At 63.8% G+C, this 20,743-nt stretch carries 16 protein-coding genes; 6 read left to right on the top strand and 10 right to left on the bottom strand.

Annotation, left to right across the window (positions count from 1 at the left end):
- Positions 1-14 precede the first annotated feature (14 nt).
- Positions 15-899: a formyltetrahydrofolate deformylase gene (gene purU / locus AC07Y0_RS23995; RefSeq protein WP_498680103.1), complete on the bottom strand. Its 885-nt coding sequence runs from the start codon at positions 897-899 to the stop codon at positions 15-17.
- Positions 900-1,179: 280 nt separating this feature from the next.
- On the opposite strand from purU, the gene AC07Y0_RS24000 reads away from it, so the two are divergent.
- Complete coding sequence (locus tag AC07Y0_RS24000; RefSeq protein WP_498680104.1) at positions 1,180-2,271, top strand: glycoside hydrolase family 5 protein; 1,092 nt, start codon at positions 1,180-1,182, stop codon at positions 2,269-2,271.
- Here the strand turns inward: AC07Y0_RS24000 and AC07Y0_RS24005 are convergent.
- Positions 2,245-3,612: a UDP-phosphate alpha N-acetylglucosaminyltransferase gene (locus AC07Y0_RS24005; RefSeq protein WP_498680105.1), complete on the bottom strand. Its 1,368-nt coding sequence runs from the start codon at positions 3,610-3,612 to the stop codon at positions 2,245-2,247. The two genes, AC07Y0_RS24000 and AC07Y0_RS24005, sit on opposite strands and share 27 nt — an antisense overlap.
- The gene (locus AC07Y0_RS24010) at positions 3,612-5,645 is read right to left on the bottom strand and encodes a GumC family protein (protein ID WP_498680106.1); all 2,034 of its coding nucleotides are present in this window, start codon (positions 5,643-5,645) and stop codon (positions 3,612-3,614) included. The genes AC07Y0_RS24005 and AC07Y0_RS24010 overlap by 1 nt, the downstream gene beginning before the upstream one ends.
- Before the next feature lie 335 nt (positions 5,646-5,980).
- Between AC07Y0_RS24010 and AC07Y0_RS24015 the strand changes: the two genes are divergently transcribed.
- The 4 genes from AC07Y0_RS24015 to AC07Y0_RS24030 all read left to right on the top strand — a co-directional run bounded on the left by AC07Y0_RS24015 (position 5,981) and on the right by AC07Y0_RS24030 (position 11,803).
- On the top strand, positions 5,981-7,180 hold the full coding sequence (locus AC07Y0_RS24015; protein WP_498680107.1) for a glycosyltransferase family 4 protein: 1,200 nt from the start codon (positions 5,981-5,983) through the stop codon (positions 7,178-7,180).
- Positions 7,177-8,307 (top strand): GumK N-terminal domain-containing glycosyltransferase, encoded by a 1,131-nt coding sequence (locus tag AC07Y0_RS24020; protein ID WP_498680108.1) that lies wholly within the window; start codon positions 7,177-7,179, stop codon positions 8,305-8,307. The genes AC07Y0_RS24015 and AC07Y0_RS24020 overlap by 4 nt, the downstream gene beginning before the upstream one ends.
- Before the next feature lie 133 nt (positions 8,308-8,440).
- Complete coding sequence (locus AC07Y0_RS24025; RefSeq protein WP_498680109.1) at positions 8,441-9,973, top strand: lipopolysaccharide biosynthesis protein; 1,533 nt, start codon at positions 8,441-8,443, stop codon at positions 9,971-9,973.
- Between the two features lie 201 nt (positions 9,974-10,174).
- Positions 10,175-11,803 carry an alpha/beta fold hydrolase gene (locus AC07Y0_RS24030; protein ID WP_498680110.1) on the top strand — a complete coding sequence of 543 codons (1,629 nt, stop codon included), beginning with the start codon at positions 10,175-10,177 and terminating at the stop codon, positions 11,801-11,803.
- A gap of 16 nt (positions 11,804-11,819) precedes the next feature.
- Here AC07Y0_RS24030 and AC07Y0_RS24035 read toward each other — a convergent pair whose 3' ends face one another.
- The 7 genes from AC07Y0_RS24035 to epmA form a co-directional block, all read right to left on the bottom strand.
- Positions 11,820-14,294 (bottom strand): glycoside hydrolase family 2 protein, encoded by a 2,475-nt coding sequence (locus AC07Y0_RS24035; protein WP_498680111.1) that lies wholly within the window; start codon positions 14,292-14,294, stop codon positions 11,820-11,822.
- A gap of 9 nt (positions 14,295-14,303) precedes the next feature.
- The gene (locus AC07Y0_RS24040) at positions 14,304-15,272 is read right to left on the bottom strand and encodes a DUF1839 family protein (protein WP_498680112.1); all 969 of its coding nucleotides are present in this window, start codon (positions 15,270-15,272) and stop codon (positions 14,304-14,306) included.
- Between the two features lie 4 nt (positions 15,273-15,276).
- On the bottom strand, positions 15,277-16,185 hold the full coding sequence (locus tag AC07Y0_RS24045) for an amino acid--[acyl-carrier-protein] ligase (protein WP_498680113.1): 909 nt from the start codon (positions 16,183-16,185) through the stop codon (positions 15,277-15,279).
- Between the two features lie 5 nt (positions 16,186-16,190).
- Positions 16,191-17,372 carry an acyl-CoA dehydrogenase family protein gene (locus tag AC07Y0_RS24050; RefSeq protein ID WP_498680114.1) on the bottom strand — a complete coding sequence of 394 codons (1,182 nt, stop codon included), beginning with the start codon at positions 17,370-17,372 and terminating at the stop codon, positions 16,191-16,193.
- On the bottom strand, positions 17,372-17,623 hold the full coding sequence (locus AC07Y0_RS24055) for an acyl carrier protein (RefSeq protein ID WP_498680115.1): 252 nt from the start codon (positions 17,621-17,623) through the stop codon (positions 17,372-17,374). Before AC07Y0_RS24055 ends, AC07Y0_RS24050 begins: the two co-directional genes overlap by 1 nt.
- A 192-nt stretch (positions 17,624-17,815) precedes the next feature.
- On the bottom strand, positions 17,816-18,856 hold the full coding sequence (locus AC07Y0_RS24060; RefSeq protein ID WP_498680116.1) for a lysine-2,3-aminomutase-like protein: 1,041 nt from the start codon (positions 18,854-18,856) through the stop codon (positions 17,816-17,818).
- Entirely contained in the window at positions 18,853-19,917 is a 1,065-nt protein-coding gene (gene epmA, locus AC07Y0_RS24065; protein WP_498680117.1) for an EF-P lysine aminoacylase EpmA, read from the bottom strand. Before epmA ends, AC07Y0_RS24060 begins: the two co-directional genes overlap by 4 nt.
- 145 nt (positions 19,918-20,062) lie before the next feature.
- On the opposite strand from epmA, the gene efp reads away from it, so the two are divergent.
- Positions 20,063-20,632 (top strand): elongation factor P, encoded by a 570-nt coding sequence (gene efp, locus AC07Y0_RS24070; protein WP_498680118.1) that lies wholly within the window; start codon positions 20,063-20,065, stop codon positions 20,630-20,632.
- Positions 20,633-20,743: the final 111 nt, after the last annotated feature.

Raw genomic sequence — 20,743 nt, forward strand, 5'->3', positions numbered from 1 at the left:
GCTTTAAGGCATGCTCAGCCCATGCGTTCGGAGGCGTAGGAGCCGGGGCTCGCCGGGAAGACGACGGTCCGGTTGCCGTTGATGAAGGTGCGATGATGGATATGGGCGTGGATCGCCCGTGCCAGCACCTGGCTTTCGACGTCGCGGCCGATCGAGACATAGTCGTCGGCGCTCTGGGCATGGGTGATACGGGCGACGTCCTGCTCGATGATCGGGCCTTCGTCGAGGTCGGCCGTGACATAGTGGGCCGTGGCGCCGATCAGCTTCACGCCGCGTTCGAAGGCCTGCTTGTAGGGGTTCGCGCCCTTGAAGCTCGGCAGGAAGGAGTGGTGGATGTTGATGATCTTGCCGGACATCTTCTTGCACAGATTGTCGGAGAGCACCTGCATGTAGCGCGCCAGCACGATGAGTTCGGTGCCGGTCTGTTCGACCAGGTCGAGAAGCTGCGCTTCCGCCTGCGGCTTGTTATCCTTGGTCACCTTGATGTGGTAGAAGGGAATGTCGTGGTTCACGACCACCTTCTGGTAATCGAAGTGGTTCGAGACGACGCCGACGATCTCGATCGGCAGGGCGCCGATCTTCCAGCGGTAGAGCAGGTCGTTCAGGCAGTGGCCGAAGCGCGACACCATCAGCAGCACCTTCACCCGATGTGCTGCGTCATGGATCTCGCTGATCATGCCGAACTTGTCCGAAATCGGCTTGAACCCTTCGGCCAGCTTGTCGAGTTTGACGCCGCCTTCCGAGATGAAGCTGACGCGCATGAAGAACTTGCCGGTGTCGAGATCGTCGAACTGGGAACTGTCGACAATGTTGCAGCTCTGCTCGGCCAGATAGCCGGAAATGGCAGCCACGATGCCTCTGGTGGATTTGCAGGATACCGTCAGTACATAGCTCGTCATAGTCTCAACCTTTTCCTCGTCCCGGGGGTGGAGGCCGCTGTCTTATCGCAGTCACGACGCGCCGGAAAGATCGGCGTTTCGGTGTGCCGCGGTGATGCTCGTCTCACCCATTGGCAGCAAGCTTAGGGACGGGCCGGGAAAACTCCGTTCCCATTGCGCCTTTCATCTGCGTATCCCCGTCGTCGCTGGCAAGCGCGATGGACGCATGGCGCGATCGGATCGGTTGACCGGGCGGCGGCGCAGTCATTACCCTGCGGGGCATCGAACGCGAAAGGTTACCATGGCTCGCATGTTTCAGTCTTCCGGCGGCTTCGAGCCATCCTTCCAACGTTCACGACGTATCGGGGCGGTGCTTGCCGTCCTCGGCCTTCTTGCTGGACCGGCACAGGCCGCCGAGCCGTGCTTTCGCGGCGTCAACCTGTCGGGCGCCGAGTTCGGCCAGCCGGAGGGCGTTGCCGGCACCGACTATCTCTATCCCTCCGATCAGACGATCGAGTATTTCGCCAAGAAGGGCTTCACCTCGGTTCGACTTCCCTTCCTGTGGGAGCGTCTTCAGCCGCAATTGCGCGGTGAGCTCGACCCCGGCGAACTGGGGCGGCTGAAGGAAAGCGTCGAAAAGCTGAGGGCGGCCGGACTGCGTGTCGTCCTCGATCCGCATAACTATGCACGTTACCACGATGGAGTGATCGGATCGGACACGGTCAGCAGCGACGACTTTGCCGATTTCTGGGGACGCCTTGCGCGCCAGTTCGCCAATCAGCCGGACATCACCTTCGGCCTGATGAACGAACCGCATGACATGCCGGCAGAGCAGTGGCTCGATGCGGCCAATGCCGCGCTGGCGCGAATCCGCGGCGAACGCGCCGACAATCTCGTTCTTGTGCCGGGCACGGCCTGGACGGGCGCCCACAGCTGGGAAGGCGGAAGCTACGGTACGCCGAACGGTGAAGCGATGCTCGGTGTCGTCGATCCGGTCGACAATTTCGCCTACGAGGTGCACCAGTATTTCGACGACGACTTCTCCGGAACCAAGGAGAACTGCAGCCGTGCAAAGGACGCGGTCGCGGCGATCGAGAGGTTTTCCCGCTGGCTGCGCGCCCATGGCAAGCGGGGTTATCTCGGCGAATTCGGCGTGCCGAAGGACGCCGCCTGCGTTTCGGCACTCGCCGACATGGTCGCCGTGGTCGAGGGGGATCGCGAACTCTGGGTCGGATGGGCCTATTGGGTGGCGGGCGACTGGTGGCCGGCCAGCGAAGCGCTGAACATCCAGCCGACCGAGGAAGGCGACCGGGAACAGATCAAGGGGCTCGCGCCGGCGCTCAAGGATTTTTCCGCGTCCGGCTCTTCATGCCCTGCGCTCGAGAGGCCCTGAACGGTTCGTGCGGGCCGGTTCCGGGGCCATGGATGCTGCCGGTCGCGAGGTTAGCTTCGACCAGTCGACTGAATGCGCCGTGCCGAGCACGAACCACAGCAGCGCCGCCGTCTTGATCGAGAAGAACGAGTTGCTGATGATCATCAGCAGCAGCAGATAGATCAGCACCATGGAATGGAAGGACCAGGCCTTCGCGTCCTTGAACGGGGCGAAGACCAAAGCGGCCCACAGTGCGACGAAGCCGAAAAGGCCGAACTTGGTGAGCGTATAGGCGAGGCCCGAGTCGGCGGTGAACTCGTCGGTGGTGGCGATGCCGAGCACGACCGGCAGGTCGAGGCGGGTCAGGATTGCGGCAGTCACCTTGAAACGCCCGGCGATGTCGTTGGCGCCGCCATCGGTGCCGGTGGCCAGCCCGTAGACCGCGATAAGCGCCAGCAGCAGAAAGGGCAGCACCATCCAGACCGGCTTTGCCACCAGCCGGTAGAAGGGCAGCATGAGTGTCATCAGGATGCAGGTGTAGAAGCCGAAACGAGCGTCTGCCAGCACGACCGTGGCGATCGCCGCGGCCATGACGACAAAGCGATAGCGCATGTCGGTGCGAAACAGTGCCCAGGCAAAGACGATCGCCCCGAAATTGCCGGCGGACACGGGTTCGAGGAAGACCGAGGATACGCGGTGCTGGCCGAGGAAGGACAGCAGCGTGCGCGGCTCCGGGCGCAGGCCGCTGATGAACAGGCCGCGGGTGGCGCCGAACGTATCCTCGAGCGTCAGCGAACCGCGGGCGATGAAGTAGCCGAGCACGTTGAAGAAATCGAGATAGAGCTCGGTGAGGAAATATTCGAACAGGCCGAAGGCGAGAACGATGGCGATCGAGATGGTCACCAGGCGGTCGGCGAGCCTGATGTCGCGAACCTGGGTGCCGATGAAATAGAAGCCGATGGGGATCAGGACGTCGCGGACGGCCTTGAGGTCGATCTCACCGCGCAGGGCAAAGAGCAACAGCATGTAGCTGAGGAAGAATGCCGAAACGAGATAGAGGTCGATACGGCGGCTGAGCGCTGCGAGATAGGCGCAGCCGATCAGCGCCATCTCGAACAGCATCACGTGGCTTTCCCGAATGCCCATCACATTGGTGTTGAGAAAGCACAAGAAGGCGTTGAACGTCAGGCCGCCGAGAACGGCGATGGTGGCGAGCTGGCGGCGCAGGGTATCGAGGGCCGCGCCCGGAACCCGGCCGACGGCCCCATTGCCGCGGGCGGGGCTGATTTCGGCCGCGGAATGCGTGCTCGTCGGTTGTATGACCGCGTGTCCCCTGAATCGGAGGTCACCGCCGCCCTGCATCACGGCGTCTCGACAAGTATTGTGCCAAGAACCAGATCGCGGGCATAGCCCACCACATCCAGCGTGGCGTCGATGTCGGCGTTCGTGACGGTCGCCGGTTCGACGACGACGATGATGGCGTCGGCGCTCTGGATCAGCAGCGGCAGGTGTTCGGCGGCAGCGGTGCGGCAGGCATTGATGACGATCAGGTCCTTGCCCGACTGGCGGGCCTTGTCTACATAGCGAGAGAGCGTGGGCCGGCCGGGGCGCGAGGGCTGAGCCATCGCCGGAAAATTTTCGTATTTCAGAATATCGGAGAGCGGGGCCGCGGCAATGGTCTCGTCCCGGGCAAGGGCGGCCGCGAGGCTGGGCGTCGACCCAGAACGCAAGCGTGTCCGGGCCTCCGCGATGGTGCCCGGTGCATAGAGAATTCCGAGGCCCGCGTCGATCAGTGCATGAACGATGTCGGCGACGATGTTGCTGGCCTGCGGGACGTGTCCGGCGGAGATGAACAGGACCGTTGCCGGGTGCTGTCCGGCTGTTGCCTCGCGCAACGCGCGGGCCGCCTGCAATATGCCGTCACCCTGCGGTACCGGGGCAACGGGGGCGGGTTTATTCCCGAAGGAGAACAGCGAGCGCAGGCGCGAGGGCGGTTCTTCCACCACCGGAGATCCGGTGGCGATGCGGGATATGACAGGAAGGCCTGCCCGCTCAAGCGGCGACTGTTCGGGCTTCCGGGTGCCGGAGAGGAGCTCCCTGAGCACCGCGAGCCCGCTGCCGAGCGCGGTTCCGAACAGGCCGGCGGCGACCAGGATCATCAGCTTCAGCTTGAGCGACGATTTGGGCATCGGCACGGCTGCGGTGATCACCCGCGAATTGTTCATGTTCACCGATTGCTGCTGGGCAAGTTCTTCCGCCCGGCTGAGAAAGGTCTTGTAGATGGCGCGCACGGCATCGGCTTCGCTTTCGAGCTGGCGCATCTTGATCTGCGCCGCGCTGCTGTCGAAGCTGGTCTTGGTCAGGTTCTGCAGCCGATCGGTGAGCGCCTTGGTGTTGGCGGCGGCGCGCTCGTAGTTGACGCGCATCGACTGGCGCACGCGGGCAAGCTCCGCCTCGATGGCTTGCTGCATGTTGGCGACCTGGGAATTGATGGCCCTGAGCTGGGGATGGTTGGCGCCGAGATTGGTCGCGAGCTGCGTGCGCTTGTCGAGCAGTTCCGCATAGCGGTCCCGCAGCAGGCCGATCGAGGTCGACTGCAGTACTTCCGGGATGGCGCCGGCTTCGATAGCGCTCATCGTCAGGTTCTTGGCCTGCTCGTAGATCGTCTGCTGCTGTTCCTCGACGCCGCGCGCCGCGATCAGCTGGTCGTTGATGCCCTGCACCTGCTGGTCGATGACCAGACCCTGCTCGCCGGTGCTGACGAGACCGTTCTCGGATTTGAATTTTTCGACCGCCAGTTCCGCCTTGAGAACGCGGTCGCGAAGCTCACTCGCCTGGACCTGGAAGGAATTGCTTGCCCGGCGCGCCGCATCGCCGCGTGCCTGGTCCAGCTGCTGCAGGTAGACATTGGCCACGGCATTGGCGATGTCGGCGGCCTTGCCGGCATCCGGATGCTCGGCGGAGATGGTGAAGACCAGAGACTGGCCCGCGCGCTCGATGGTCACGTGCGTCTTCATCGCTTCCGCCACCGCGACGACGCGATCGGCGTCGCTGACCGGCTTGGCGGATGCCGATTTCTTCGGGGCGAAGAACGGATCCTCGACGAGATCGAGCTTGCGCGCCACGTCGCTCATCACGCCGCGCGACTGCATGACGTAGATCTGGCTGTCGAGATTGGACTGGTCCTGCTGGGCGGAATTGCCGGTGCCCTTGCCGTCCACGCTCTCGGCGGAAAGCCCGAGCGGATCGAGGAGGATTTCCGCGGTCGAGGAAAAAGTGGGTTTCAACTGCAGGACATAGACCGACGCAATCGCCACGCACAGGGCGACGGCGACCACGACGTAGTGGATCCGTCGCCTCAAGATTGCCGGTAGTTGAAAAATGTCGATGTCCATTTTCCTGCCCAGAACCGCTGGCCGGCCATGTTTCTTCGGTGCGTCAATCGTCCGGAAAGCCCGCGGTGAATGCGAGATGTCCGCGTGAAGGGAAGATGCCGTCGGACTGCGTGTAGGCCGTTGGGCAAGGGCCGGCCGGACAGTTCCCATCGAAACGACCTTCGCAGATCGTGGTTAACGAGTTCTGAACGAGAGTATCGAGGCTCGTTAACCTTGGTACAGCAAGGCATTGGCGAAAACGCTCGGACAAACCCGATTTTAAGAGTTTGCGCTGCTTGATGGGTCCTCTCAATTTGGTCTTACCCGCGTCGATGAATGACGCCGACAGGTGAAGAATGAAAAGCCTCGAGCGAGCGGAAACGGTTGGCGGCCGCAAGGCCGGCGAGGGTCCGCTGATCGTCCAGGTGGTGCGCCAGTACGCGCCTGGCCGCGGCGGCCTCGAAGATGTCGTCGCCAATCTCAGCCGGCTGCTCATGCAGCGCGGCTTTCGCGTTCGCGTCGTCACGCTCGACCGCCTGTTCCAGTCCCGCGATCGTGTCCTGCGCAAACGCGAGGTCATCGATGGCGTCGAGGTCGTGCGCATCCCGTGGAAGGGGTCGACCCGCTATCCGCTGGCGCCGGGTGTCTTTCGCCATATCGGCGATGCCGATCTCGTCCACGTTCACGGCATCGATTTCTTCTTCGACGCGCTGGCCTGGGCTCGACCTTTTCACGGCAAGCCTATGGTGGCGACGACCCATGGCGGCTTTTTCCACACGCCGAAATTCGCGGCGATCAAGCGGATCTGGTTCCGTTCGGTGACGCGTCTGTCGGCACTCGCCTATCGCTCGCTGCTGTGTTGCAGCCGCTCTGACATGGCGTTGTTCTCCCAGATTGCCGCCCAGCGCGCAGTACTGGTCGAGAACGGCGTGGATACCGCAAAATTCGCGGCTCTCTCGTCGACCAACCCTCAGCGCCGGATCGTCACGATCGGCCGTTTCTCGGTGAACAAGCGGCTCGATCGCCTGTTCGACGCCATGCAGGCCCTGCAGGCAGTGTCGCCGGAGTGGCATCTCGACGTCGTCGGGTCTCCGTCCGATCTTAGCGAGCAAGACCTGCGCAGCGAGATCACCCGGCGTGGATTGGCCGATCATGTGACGCTGCATGTCGGTGTCGACAATGCCGCGGTGTGCCGCCTGATCGCGCAGGCCTCGCTGTTCGCCTCCGCTTCCGAATATGAAGGCTTCGGGCTGGTCGCAGTCGAAGCGATGAGCGCCGGACTGGTGCCGGTGCTGCATTCGAACGATGCCTATCAGGTGCTCGCGGGGCAGCATCCGGGCATTCCGCTTGCCGATTTCTCACGGCCGGAGGAGAGCGCCGCACGCATCGAGCAGGCCTATCAGGAATTGCTGGCCGATCCGTCGGGCAAACGCGCCGAGATGATGGCGGCAGCTTCGGTTCATGCCTGGGAGAGTGTTGCCGATCGCTATATCGACGTCTATCGCCAGGCGCTGGGAACGGCCGGTGTCACCGATAACCGGAGCCTGTCCGCATGACGACCTCCGGTTCGAAGCGTCGGGTGCTGATCGTGACCGGGCATCATTTTGCCGAGGCGCCGCGCAAGGTCGACCTGCATTTCATGGCCGATGCGCTGCGCGCCGGCGGCGATCACGTGGATTTCCTCGCCTGCCGGCTGAGCTTTCTCAGCCGTTTTCTCAAGGACGGACGCTTCATCTATGCCCGCCAGCGGCCGCTCAATCGCTGGAACCTTGTAGGCGAGGAGCTCGAGGAGTTTCTCTGGTACGCGCCCTTCCACCCGATGAACCTCAAGCTGCCGCTGCTCAACGCCCTGAGCGGGCCGCTCTTCCGGCTCTACGACCGGCTTCTGCCGAAGGCGGTCATGGACCGAATGGCGAGCTATACCCACATCCTGATCGAAAGCGGACCGCCGCCCCTGCTGACCCATCGAATGCGGCAGGCGGCGCCTAAGGCCCGCATCATCTACCACGCGGCCGACCGCCTGAAGACGATCCGGGTTCACCCTTGCGTCGAGCAGGCTCTCGCCAAGGGTATCGGCGACTACGACCTGATCCACATCATGGCCGAAGCCATGCGCGCCGACTTCCCCGCGGATGCGCCGATCCTCTATCTGCCGCACGGGATCGCCAGGGACAGTTTCGACAGGGCGGTGGAGAGCCCCTATGCGACGCCGCGCAATGCCGTCAGCGTCGGCGACATGCTGTTCGACGCGCGGGTCATCGATACGCTGGCCGCCGCCTATCCGGACTGGACCTTCCACCTGTTCGGCAAGAAGGCGGTGCCGTCCGAGCGGCGCACCAACATCGTGGTGCATGGCGAAGTGGCCTTCGAGACGATCGTGCCCTTCATCAAGTTCGCCGATATCGGCCTTGCCCCCTACGGACGCAGCGAGGGGGCCGACTATCTCAGCCAGTCCAGCCTGAAGATGATCCAGTACAGCTACTGCCGCCTGCCGATCGTCGCTCCCACCTTCGCGGCCGGCGGGCGCGACCATGTCTGCGCCTACGATCCGGGTGATGAGGCATCGATCATCGAAGCATTCCGGCGTGCCCAGAGCTTCGACCGGGAAACGATCGAGACGGCATCGATCCGCGGCTGGCAGGAGGCGGTACGACTGCTTTTCGATCACAAGGACGTGAAATGAGCGGCGGCGACAGAGGCGGTGCAGGCACGCGCATGCCTGCGAATGAAACCTTAAGGCTTGTCCCATACGGACAGGCAACGGCACCCGTCGGCGCAATGGCCAGGGTTGCCCGCGTTCAAACAGAGTATCCTTGATGGTCAAGCGCATCGTCGCCAATTCAGCTTTGAACGCCGCAGCCGGCCTCGCCCTGCTGCTGATCGGCTTCGTCTGCTCCATCATCACCGCCCGCCTGCTCGGGCCAGAGGCTAACGGCATCATTGCCTTCTCGCTCTGGCTTGCGGTGACGGCGGCGCTGATCTCGGAACTGGGCACCGGCGTCATCCTGCTTCGACTCCTGCCGCAGCTGAAGGTACAGGGACATGACGATGCGGCGCGGCGCGGCTTTGCCGCCTATCTTCTTCGCCCGGTCGTGCTGGCGACGGTTGTCGTTACCGTTCTCTACTTTCTCGCCTTCTGGGTGGCCGAGCAGGAGCACTGGGCGCAAACCGCCCCGCTCGTCGTGCTGCTGACCGGCATTCTCATCTTCGTCCAGTCGATCGGCTCCTTCACCAAGAATGTCATGCTCGGCGAGCAGGACGTGGCCGCCTTCTTCCGCATGTCGGTGATTGCCGGCATTCTCCAGTTTGCCGGCGTTCTCGCCGGCGCGCTGGTCTTCGGCATTCCCGGGGCGATCTGCGGCTATATCCTCGGCTTCGTGCCGCAATTCTTCTATTCGCTCGGCATCCTCAAGAGCCGCACCAATGCCTGCGGCATCGCCCCGCGCTATCTCGTCAGCTCGTCGCTCATCCTGTCGGTGCAATACATCATCGATTCGATCTTCCTGAACCGCGTCGAGCTGTTCTTCCTGGAGCGCTCGCACGGCGTCGAAATGGTCGGCTACTATGCGGCCGCGCTGTCGCTCGCCAACCTCGCCCTGCAGTTGCCGGTCCAGCTCACCGGCAGTCTGGTTCCCTATTATTCGGAAAAGCTGAAGCTGCACGACACCGACCGGCTTCCGGTCGCCGTGTTCGAAAGCGTCGTGCGCAGTATCGGCTATATCACCCTGCCGCTGAGCTTCGGTCTGGCCGCCATCGCTCCGACACTGGTCACCGTCGTGTTCGGAGAGGCGTTTGCGCCCAGCGGCCCGATGCTGGTCATTCTGGCGCTGGTGGCGCCCGTGTTCGTGCTCGGCATGATCTGCACGCAGTACCTGTTCTCCCTCGACCGCATCAAGGATCGGCTGATGATCGGCCTGCTCGGCGCCGTCATCATGGTGACGGGCTCATTGCTGGTCGTGCCCTCGTTCGGTGGCGAGGGAGCGGCGGCTGTTCGCCTGTTCGTCTTCCTGGTCATGGCCGTCCTGATGATGCGCGGAATGCAGTTCGAGGGTTCGCTCTCGCGCATGTACCGCACCGTCGGCAAGGTCGCCGCCGCCGCCCTGTTGTGCGGGCTCGCCGCCTATGCTGTTCTGCATGTGATCGGCGGCGTGCTTGGCCTGATCGTGTCGATCGCATGCGGCGCGCTGGTCTATTTCATCGCCTTGCGGCTGCTGGCGGCAATTCCCGTCGAAGATCACGCGCCGATCGAGGATCTGATCGCACGCCTTCCGGCGCGCGCTGCGGCTGCCGGCGACCGGCTGCTCCGATTTCTGCTTGTGAAACCTGCATCGTTCGAAGGGGACAGCTGACGCGCGCGCGCACTGGGGGGAACCATGGGAACTCGACTGACGAAATCAGAAATCCAGCCATCCGTTCCGGTTGTCGCGACCACGGCTGCCGCGAGGCCCGTGACATTCGGCGACACGGTCGGTTTGTTCATGCCGGCAGGGGGAAGGGCGAGGGCGACCGGTGTGCTCTTCGTCAGCCCGTGGGGGCTCGAGGAAATGTGCATGCGCAAGTTCTGGCGGGTCGTTGCCGATGCGTTGGCGGACCAGGGCATTGCGAGCCTGCGCTTCGACTATCCGGGCACCGGAGACGCGCTGGATCGCGACGACCATGCCGGCGGGCTTTCGTCGTGGGAGGACTGTGTCGTCGAGGCGGCGCAGGTGTTGCGCAGGCAGTCGGGTTGTCGCGACGTGATCGTGGTCAGCCAGGGGCTCGGGTCCGCCTTGGCCGTCCGCGTTGCCGAGCGCATCGAGGGGCTTGCGGCGATCGCCTGCCTTGCGCCCGTCACATCGGGTCGGGCCTTCCTGCGGGAAATGCAGATCTGGGCTCGCATGGTGGACGAAGGTCTCGGCGTGCCTGAGGACCATCGGCTGCGCGACGGCGTGGGGATTGCCGGGCTGAGGATGCCCGACGAGATCGCCGCCGATTTGCGCAAGCTCAGTCTCACCGGCCTGACGCATCGTCCGGCGCCCCGGGCATTGGTGGTCAAGCGTGCCGACAGACCGGCGGATACGGAGTTTTCCGCACAGCTGACAGCGATGGGCGTCGATGTGCGCGAAGCCGACTATACCGGCTACGACGAATTCATTTCGAACCCGGCCATCTCCACCATGCCGGACGACATCCGCAAGGTCGTGCTCGAGTGGATCGGGTCTGTCGCCGCTGCACTTCCCGTCGAGGCGCCCTTGCCCGTCGAACGGCACGCGTCAGTGGCAAGCCTGCTCGGTCCGGATTTTCGCGAGACGCCGGTCAACTTCGGTGACGGTGGACGCGTGTACGGCATGCTGTGCGAGCCGCTTGGTCCCCGCAGCGGTGCGACCGTGCTGATCCTCGGCACGGCCTATGACCGTCATTCCGGCTGGGGGCGCGCCAGTGTGATGATGGCGCGCAACCTTGCGGCCGCCGGCGTCGCGAGCCTGCGCTTCGACGGCGCGAATATCGGCGACAGTCCGCCGGTGCCCGGCGTGCCCGACCAGGTGCTCTACCAGGACAGCCAGATCGACGACGTTCGGGCGGCGCTGGACTTCCTGGCTCGGCGCGACCTGACGCCTGTCGTCGTGTCCGGCCGCTGCAGCGGGGGGTATCTGACCTTCAAGAGCGCCGTCGCCGACCAGCGCGTCTCCGGCGCCATTGCCGTCAATCCCTTCGTCTTCCACTGGCAGCAGGGTCGCGATATCGACGAATCCCTTCGCTACATGCCGCGCTCGCTCGACGTCTATCGCGAGAAGATGTTCCAGCCGGAGACGTTTCGGCGGCTCCTGCAGGGGCGCGTCGACGTAAAGCGGGCGATCGCCAACATGGGCCGGGCGTTCTGGCGTCGTGTCGCACGCAAGGCCACGCCGATTCTCCAGATGCTGCCGGGGAGCGGCGGAGAATATGCGGAGGTCCGCAAATCCTTCCAGTCGCTTGCCGAACGGAAGATGCCGCTCTATCTGCTCTACAGCGAGAACGACGTCGGTTTCGAGCACTTCGCCGAGCATTTTGGCCCAAAGGGGCAGGGCCTGCGGCGCTATCCCAACGTCCGGCTGTCCATCGTCCCTGAGGCCGACCACAATTTCACCCCGGCGCCGGCGCGGCGTGCCTATCTCAACGCCTTGATCGACATGGCCCGGCGCTTTCCGCCGGGCGAATGAGCCGGGGGAAGACGTTTCAGAAGGCGATGCGGCGGCGCGAACCCAATTGGGTGATGGTCCCGGTCGGCTTCAGTCCGGCCGCAGTGTCGTCTCGCGGGGACAAAGCGACGCGGCGCACCGAGCCCGGCGCCAGATGGAACCAATCGTCCTCGGAGCGGTAGCCCTCGACCTCGATATGCACCGACTGCGCGAAGATCGGCGTCGACAGCAGCAGAACCCAACGGCCGTTCTCCTCTTCGACGCGGACCTCGACAGGGGCGTCGTGCATGGCCTTGTCCCGACCGAGTGGAAAATGCCAGGCCTCGGCGACAAGGCGGCCGGTTTCGGCATCTGTCAGTCGGGCGACTGTCACGTCATGGGAAGGCGGGCCGAAGCGGAAAGCATAGGTCGTATCGAAAAAAGCGCCGAACAGGTCGGTTGCCGGAATGCGAAGCGCGCCGCGGGCCGCAATGGTCAATGACCGGCGCCCGCTGACGACGGGCTGGCTGCCGTCACGAAGACTGGCCAGCTCCAGAACAAGCTCAAGGTTGCCGGCCGTTTCGTTCAGCATGTGGACGTCCAAGCCGTTGGTGCCCTCGTCGGTGAGATTGACCTGGACGGGGCGGAAGGCGCGCTTGAGCGCATACCAGACCGGTTTCGGTTCGCCGGTGGAATCGATCACGCCCCAGCCGGGACCGGGAACCAGATCCTGCAGCGTCCAGACGAGCGCTCCGTTGCAGGTGGAAGCCGTGCTGCGCCATTCGGCATAGGTCTCGGCCACCACTTCGCCGGTGACGGCGCGCGACAGGTCGAGATAGCGGGTCGGATCCTCGCGTCTCAGCCGGGCAGGGTCGAGCCTGTAGAGGTCCTGAAGATAGTGATCGCGGATGTCCTCGAAGTCCCAGGAGGCGCCGCGGTCGCGGGGGACGCGGGCCTTCCAGCGCGGGTCGTGGACCGGGGCGACGGGCAGGTGGGTATCGAGCGTTGCCTGCTGCGGAACATGGGCAAAGGCGAGGCTCTCGGCGGCAAAGCGAACCTCGGCTCGGCGCGCATCCTCCAGCGGACGGCAATAGGCGCCGACACCGTAATAGTGAGTGACGCCTTCATTGGGCGAAAACGGCATGGCGCCGCCCGAGGGCGAATTTGGCACGTAGGGTACGTCCGGGCGGGTTTCGGCAGCAAGAGACGGCAGGGTCTCCTCGTAGAACGACGTCTTCCAGATGCGCTCGGGCAGGCCCAGCATGGCGCCCTGCTGGTAGACCTCGCTGCCGCCGCACAGAATGGCGAGGGAGGGGGAGCCCTGGATGGAACCGAGAAACTGGCGCATCTCGCGATCGATGCTTGCGGCAAAGGCATCGTCGGCTGTCGGATAGTCGAAGTTGGCGAACATCAGGTCCTGCCAGACCATCAGCCCCAGCCGGTCGCAGAGGCGGAAGAAATCGGCGCTCTCGTAGGCCATGGTGCCGCCGATGCGGATCATGTTCATGCCTGCCTCGGCGGCGAGCGTCAGCCAGGGCGCATAGTCTTCGGCAGCACCAGGCAGGCGCAGGATGTCGGCATTGGTCCAGACGGCGCCCCGACAGAACACGGGTTCGCCGTTGACGACGAGGCCGAAGCCGCGCCCATCCGGTCCCCGGTCGATCTCGATGCGGCGGAAGCCGACGAGGCCGAGCGAATGCGGCTGGCCGTCGATCGTCAGACGCGCATCGTAGAGTTTCGGCTCGCCGTGGGTGCGCGGCCACCAGAGCTCGATGGCGGGAATGGCGAGCTCGCCCGCCCATCTGCCGTCGTCGTTCAGCTGAAGATGAGTGTCGTGACCGGCGCAGGACAGGCTGAGATCCTTGGCCTCGCCCTCCAGCGCGAAGGACACAAAGAGCCGGCCGGTGCCGTCCAGGTCGAGGTCCGCGCGGACGGCTAGATTGGAAATCGCGTGCTTGGATCGGCGGATCAGGCTGATCGGCCGATAAGGCCCGACGGGGTGGATTTCGGGACACCAGCCTGGCATGCGGCCGAGTGACGTCGTGCGGATCAGCCGCAGGCCTTGGTGATCCATCATCTGGGGGCGCCAGCGTGCCCGCGGGCCGCGCTTGTCGAGATGGGGCGCAAGGGCCCGGAAGCAGATGGCGATCTCGTCGCGGCCGGTGAGGACGAGGTCCAGATCATGGGCCTCGAACATGCTGTCCGAGGACAGGCGCAGTTCGCTGTTCACATAAATCTCAGCGATGGTTGCAAGTCCGGCAAGACGCAGGATCGCCGGGCCTTCCGCTTCGCCTTCGAGCGAGCGGAAATACCAGGCATCCTTGTCGTGCAGCGGTTGCGGTCTTTCCGGATCGAAGAGGCCGGCGGTTGTCAGCGCCGAAGCCACCGTGCCGGGAACAGGTGCGGGAATGCGGGCCGCGGGGCGATGCACCTCCTTGGGGCCGCCATAGCGTCCCGCCTCGGTGACGAGCAGCGTCCAGCCGTGCTCCAGCGGGCGTTCGTCCGCTGCGAGGTAAGTGGTCATGCCCGTCATCATGCCTCCTCAGGCGAGGGTTTTGCCAAGTTCTCCGATGAGCTTGTCCCAAGCCTCGGCCGCCGGGTCCAGAGCGGATCGCAACGGATCGAACTTTTTCCGCGTCACCGCACGGGCCAGCTGAAACTGTACGGTCTTGGCCGTCTCCGAAATCTTCAAGGCATGCGCTGCGGCCTCCTCGAACTGCAAGGGCGAAAGCCAGGCCAGATGGCTGGCAAGGAGTTCGAAGTTGGCGCCGAACTGGCGCAGCGTGTTGAAGGCGTATGTGTGGAAATAGCCGAATGGCCGTTCCGCGATCGCCTCGACCTGAGTCGGGAAGACTTCGGCGAAGGCGGCAATCGGATTGGCGTCGGGACGGCGGGCAAAATGCCGCTTCAGCAGGCGCCGGGCGGTTTCGTGCTGGTGCTCGTTCGAAGGCCTTGTGGCTGGAAACTTGGCGAACTCGGTGTAGGGAAGGAAGGGCAGGGCGCTTTCCGGCAAATGATGCTGGAATAGCCCGTCGAAGTCTTCCCCTTCGACACGGAAGAAGCCGCCATTGTGGAAATAGTCCATCGTCCTGGCGTCGAGATCCAGGCGATTGATGGCAACCGTGGTCTTTCCATGCTCCTGGCGGTAGCCGACGCCGCGAGTGTCCGGCATGAAATAGCTGTCCATCTCGACGAGGCAGAGGCGGCCACGCGCGATCTGCTGGGCTACATGGGCCTCGACGGTGTCGAAGATCGCCAATTCGGTGACGCGAATGCCGTAGAGCTCTTCGAGGTCTTCCAACGGCACCTTGAAGAAAGTCAGCTGGTCGCCCTCGAAGTCCTGGGTCAGCGTGAAGCCGAGCATGGCCTCGGGCGCGAGGCCGAGCGTTGCCAGAACCTCGATCCAAAGATCGACATAGCAATTGGTTTCCGGCCACATGCGTTCGCTCGCATGCAATGCATGGGGCGTGTAGGTGGCCGGATCCAGTCCGGGAAAGACCGCAGACGTCACCGGGTCAGCCCCAGAGTGCCGCGCGGACCGATGCGGGCCACTGGTCGACGTCCAGACCGTGGTGATGGAACAGCGCCAGCGCAATGCGCTCCAGACCGAAGCCGACGCAGGCGGTATGGGCGACCGAGCCGTCGGCGAGGTTCAGGCCCCATTTAGACCCGAAGGCATCCTGGTGATAGTTGAAGCTCATGCAGGCCGTCGGATTGGCGACCGAGGTGATCGGGATCAGCAGCTCGAACTTGAGGTTCTGGTCGCGCTGGTTGTTGGCGAGCATCTCGCCGGCGCGGCCGAAAAACGGGTCGTTGGCGACGTCGATTTCGACCGGCAGGCCGACTTCGGCCATGATCTTCACGCCGCGATCCATCCAGGTCTGGCGGAAGTCGGTGACGTGGTCCTGGCTGCCCATGCAGACATATTCGCGCATGCGGAACAGCTGCTGGCGGGCCGGGTCGTTCGAGGGCTCATGACGGAAGCAGTAGGACTGCAGGTCGTAGAGCCCGCCCTTTTCCGGCAGGTTGCCGCGCTTGGCGATCGTCGGATAGAGCGGGTAGCAGGCCGCCGGCGTCAGCACGATGTCGGTCGCCTTCTGCTCGGCCGTCCAATCCTCGTCGGCGTCCATGCATTTCAGCAGGCTGACATGGTCGAGCTCGTTGCCGCAGAAGCTGTGCACGGTGCCGGCCAGCTGCGGAAAGCTCTTCATGTAGCCGCTTTTTTCGAAATAGGCGCGGTTCATGCCCGGCGGGAAGCGGATCGCTTCCGCACCGTCGGCCGCGCCGTAGCGGTCGATCAGCCGCTCGAAGGCGGCAATGACATCCTCGAAACGGCCACCGCGTCCATAAAGGCCGTCGACGCCGGTCTCGATCAGCAGGCCGCTCTCGAAGAGGCGGTCCAGAAAGCTCGTCTGCATATCCATTGGCTTCACCCCAACAAACCTGTTTCCTGTTTATGGACCAGCAGCATGTTCGAGGTGTTCGCCAGGATGCGATCGTTCGAGATCATGAGCTGCGCGGAATGGGCATCGCGGAGATGCCGGCCGAGACTGTAGGGAGTCCCGTTCTTGTAACCGAGAATGCCGCAGATCCGCATGGCCTGGTTGATGACCGGCAGGATCATTTCCGAGGATGCGATCTTCACGTTGTTCATCGCCACGGCGAATCCCATCGACGAAAGCCGGTCCTGGTCCTTGCGGGCCGCCTCGAAGGACTGGAGGCCGTTGACGATATTGGCGCGGATCACCTGAAGCTGGCTCGACATCTCGGCCAGTTGGACGAGGCCGGGCGGCTGCGTGCCGGGTGCCTTGCGGGCGACGGCGCGCACGAAGTTCTGGGCACGCGCGAAGGCGTCGACCGCGATGCCGTACCAGAGCGAACTCCACAACAGGTGGGCGCTGGCCAGCATGGACTGCGCGGCGATCTCGGCGAAGGGTTGCGGAAGGATCTGTTCGGCCGGCGCCTCGCCCTTGAAGATGAAACCGTCGGAGCAGGTGCCGCGCATGCCGAGCGTGTCCCAGGTCTGGGTATGCTCGAGGGTGTACTGGTCCTTGAGGAAGACGGTCATCACCTGGTCGGAAGAAGCGGCGTCCTTGTGGCTGCGCGAGGTGATCAGGATGGCGTCGCAGTCGATGCCGTAGGAGATGACGGTTGCGTCCTTCTCCAGATAGCAGCGTCCGTCCATCACTTCGATCGCGCAGATGCTGTTGCGCATGTTGCCGCCGATACCGGCCTCGGTCGTTGCCGAGCCGAGGAGCAACTGTTCCGAGGCGACCCTGCGCATGAAGTTGCGGTGCCACTCGGCTTCATGGCCGTGCGAGACAAGGCTCGAGACCTTGATCTGGTGCATGGCGAAAATCATCGCGCTCGACGCACAGGCCTGGCCGATGATGGTGCAGACCTCGGCGATCTCGGACGTGGACAGACCTTCGCCGCCCAGTTCCTCGGGGATCATGATGCCCATCAGCTTGACGGCCTTCATTTCCTCGATCGCTTCGCGGGGAAAACGTCCTGCTTTGTCGACGTCTTCGGCATGGGCGGCGGCGACGGTAGCGACCCGAATGGCGCGGGCCTTCAGGTGCATTTCTTGCTGTTTCGTGGAGAGGTCCATCAGGCGACCTTTCTATCCTCGATGATGGATTTGACGGTGGCTTCGATCGCATCGATGCTGGCGAACGACTTGCGGTTCAGCAGGTGGTCCGGAAACTCGATGTCGAAGGCTTCCTCGAGGCCGAGCATCAGCTGCACCGAAGCGAACGACGAAAGGCCGGCCGCATAGAGATCGGCGTCGTCGGCAACGGTCTCAACGGAGACAGGCAGGCCACCGAGCTTTGCCAGCAAAGTCCGAATTGTTTCGTTCATCTACTTACCCTTCCCGGATGCTATTCTTCCAAAATGTTGGGTAATTTCTTAGGCGCGAAAGCATAAGATTCCGCTAAATGCCGTAGTTAAGGAAAACTGAGCGGCGCTGACGATCGTCAACGAATGCCGGAATGACGGATACGCGCGTTCCGCGACGCGGCAAAAAGCGTGAGATCGGGAAGAATTTCCGGTCTAGGGGTAGTGGCGAATATCGCCGTTGCGATCCGTGACCGCATAGCGCCCGGGTTCGATTTCGCTCAGCATGCCGTCGCCTATGGACACTTTTCCGTGCCCTCCCGGCAGATCGAGGATGTAGGTGGGAATGCAGAGGCCGGAGACCTTGCTGCGCAGGGCCTGCATGATCGCCTGGCCCTCGGCGATCGACAGGCGGAAATGGCCGGTTCCCGGCGCCATATCCGGGTGATGCAGGTAATATGGCTTGACCCTGGCTTCGACGAAGGCACGCATCAGCTCCGCGAGCACGTCCGGATCGTCGTTGATGCCCTTCAAGAGTACGCTCTGGCTGACCATGGCGATACCGGCATCGACGAGCCGGGCGCAGGCATCCCGGACGGCTGTGGACATTTCACGCGGATGGTTGGCGTGCAGGGCGACATAGATCGTCTTGTCGCTCGCCTTGAGGGCATCGACGAGTTCGCCATTGATCCGGGCAGGATCGACGGCCGGGACGCGGCTGTGGATGCGCACGATCTTCACATGGGGGATCGCGGCGAGCGCGGTCATGATTTCGTGCAGGCGACGGGGGGACAGGATCAGCGGATCGCCGCCCGTCAGGATGACTTCCCAGATCTCCGTCTGGGAGCGAATATAGGCCAGGGCCGCCTCCAGCTGTGCCGGCGGCAGGGTGCCGTCGCCCTGTGGCCCGACCATTTCGCGGCGGAAGCAGAATCGGCAGTAGACCGGGCAGACATGCACGACCTTCAGCAGCACGCGGTCCGGATAGCGGTGGACGATGCCCTCGACGGGGCTGTGGACATGGTCACCGATCGGATCGGCCCGTTCGTCGGGCGTTTCCATCATTTCCGCCGCTGTCGGCACATATTGCAGGGCGATGGGATCGGCCGGGTCCGACTTGTCGATCAGTGCCTCTACGGTCGGGGTGAGACCGATCGCATATTTCGCAGCCACGCGCTCGAGCGCACTACGCTCGTCCGGGCGAACAAGGCCGGCGGTGATCAGGTCTTCGACATTGCGCAGGCCGGCCGTGCTCACAACGACGTCTCCGACACCGGCGCCCACATTACCTGGTCGATGCGCAGGGCACCCGTCGCCAGCATGACCAGGCGGTCGAAGCCAAGGGCGATGCCGGAGGCGTCCGGCATGATGGCAAGCGCGTCGAGGAAATCCTCGTCGAGCGGATAGGTCTCGCCATAGACGCGCTCCTTTTCCGCCATCTCGGCCTCGAAGCGGCGACGCTGTTCGTCGGAGTCCGTCAGTTCACCAAAGGCATTGGCAAGCTCGACGCCGCATGCATAGAGCTCGAAGCGTTCGGCAACGCGCGGGTCGCTTGCGGAAGGCCGGGCGAGCGCCGCCTCGCAGACGGGGTATTCGTCGAGGATCGTGGCACGGCCGAAGCCCAGATGCGGTTCGACCTTCTCGACGATCACCCGGCTGAACAGGTCCGCCCAGGTGTCGTCTTCGGCGACCCGCATGCCGGCCTTGCGCAGTTCGGCTGCCAGATGATCGCGATCGGTGGAACCGTCTGCCCGCACCGAGGCGAGCAGGTCGATCGCGGCATGGCGCTTGAAGGCATCGGCGATGGACAGGCGTTCCGGCTCCAGGAAGGGATCGCAGGTCCGGCCGCGATAGGCGAAGCTGCGCGTCTTCGTCGTTTCCGCGGACAGGGCGAGAAGGGCGGCGCAGTCCTGCATCAGGACCTCGTATCCTTCGCCGGCGCGGTACCACTCCAGCATAGTGAATTCGGGGTGGTGCAGCGGTCCGCGCTCGCGATTGCGGTAGACATGGGCGAAGCAGGAGATGCGGCGCTCCCCGGCGGCCAGCAGCTTCTTGCAGGCGAATTCGGGCGAGGTGTGCAGGTAGAGCGGGGACGCTATGCCGTCATTGCCGATCGCTTCGGTGGCAAAGGCGTGCAGATGGGCCTCGTTGCCGGGCGAAACCTGCAGCGTCGCCGTATCCACCTCGATGAAGTCGCGATCGGCGAAATAGCCACGGAATGCCGCCTGGATGGCATTGCGGCCGAGCAGGAAGGGGCGCCGGTCGGCATGGGCCGAAGGCGTCCACCATTGGGCAGAGGAGCGGCGGCGATCGTTCATTCCGGCTTTCTCGGTCCTTGTTGCAACGCGGGCTGGCTATTCGGACGATTTTGGGTTAGTTGCGCGCAGGAAAATTCAAAAAAACGTCAGCAGGGACGGCGGGTCGTCCTTTACGACGGGACTCTCGCAGTTACAAGGAATTCCAATGGTCAAGGTCATCGCCTCTTCGGTTCGCAAGGGCAACGTTATCGATGTGGACGGCAAGCTCTATGTCGTTCTTACCGCCGAAAACTTCCATCCTGGCAAGGGTACGCCGGTCACCCAGGTGAACATGCGCCGCATCGTCGACGGTGTGAAGGTGTCGGAACGCTGGCGCACCACCGAGCAGGTCGAGCGCGCCTTCGTCGAAGACGTCAACTTCCAGTTCCTCTACGAGGACGGCGAAGGCTTCCATTTCATGAACCCGGAAACCTATGACCAGGTCGTCGTCGATGCCGAGACCATGGGCGACCAGAAGGCCTATCTGCAGGAAGGCATGACCTGCGTCCTGTCGATGCACGAAGGCATCGCGCTCGCCATCCAGCTGCCGCGTCACGTGATTCTCGAGATCGTCGAGACCGAACCGGTCACCAAGGGCCAGACGGCGTCGTCTTCCTACAAGCCGGCCATCCTGTCGAACGGCCTGCGCACGCTGGTTCCGCCGCATATCGATGCTGGCACGCGCGTCGTCATCGCGACCGAAGACAATTCCTACGTCGAGCGTGCGAAGAGCTGATTTTCGCGTCCATTTCCATCTGACGAAAAGGCCCGGCCGCCGTTGGCGCCGGGCCTTTTCAATTGCGCAACAGGGCAAAACAAATCCCCGGCGCGAGCGCCGGGGATGGAT

Source organism: Allorhizobium sp. GW101-3B10, from assembly GCF_059424725.1.

Bases quoted from the DNA above. Each gene is read 5' to 3' on its own strand.
- purU (WP_498680103.1), bottom strand. From the start codon at position 899: ATGACGAGCTATGTACTGACGGTATCCTGCAAATCCACCAGAGGCATC.
- AC07Y0_RS24000 (WP_498680104.1), top strand. From the start codon at position 1,180: ATGGCTCGCATGTTTCAGTCTTCCGGCGGCTTCGAGCCATCCTTCCAA.
- AC07Y0_RS24005 (WP_498680105.1), bottom strand. From the start codon at position 3,612: ATGCAGGGCGGCGGTGACCTCCGATTCAGGGGACACGCGGTCATACAA.
- AC07Y0_RS24010 (WP_498680106.1), bottom strand. From the start codon at position 5,645: ATGGACATCGACATTTTTCAACTACCGGCAATCTTGAGGCGACGGATC.
- AC07Y0_RS24015 (WP_498680107.1), top strand. From the start codon at position 5,981: ATGAAAAGCCTCGAGCGAGCGGAAACGGTTGGCGGCCGCAAGGCCGGC.
- AC07Y0_RS24020 (WP_498680108.1), top strand. From the start codon at position 7,177: ATGACGACCTCCGGTTCGAAGCGTCGGGTGCTGATCGTGACCGGGCAT.
- AC07Y0_RS24025 (WP_498680109.1), top strand. From the start codon at position 8,441: ATGGTCAAGCGCATCGTCGCCAATTCAGCTTTGAACGCCGCAGCCGGC.
- AC07Y0_RS24030 (WP_498680110.1), top strand. From the start codon at position 10,175: ATGCGCAAGTTCTGGCGGGTCGTTGCCGATGCGTTGGCGGACCAGGGC.
- AC07Y0_RS24035 (WP_498680111.1), bottom strand. From the start codon at position 14,294: ATGACGGGCATGACCACTTACCTCGCAGCGGACGAACGCCCGCTGGAG.
- AC07Y0_RS24045 (WP_498680113.1), bottom strand. From the start codon at position 16,185: ATGGATATGCAGACGAGCTTTCTGGACCGCCTCTTCGAGAGCGGCCTG.
- AC07Y0_RS24050 (WP_498680114.1), bottom strand. From the start codon at position 17,372: ATGGACCTCTCCACGAAACAGCAAGAAATGCACCTGAAGGCCCGCGCC.
- AC07Y0_RS24055 (WP_498680115.1), bottom strand. From the start codon at position 17,623: ATGAACGAAACAATTCGGACTTTGCTGGCAAAGCTCGGTGGCCTGCCT.
- epmA (WP_498680117.1), bottom strand. From the start codon at position 19,917: ATGAACGATCGCCGCCGCTCCTCTGCCCAATGGTGGACGCCTTCGGCC.
- efp (WP_498680118.1), top strand. From the start codon at position 20,063: ATGGTCAAGGTCATCGCCTCTTCGGTTCGCAAGGGCAACGTTATCGAT.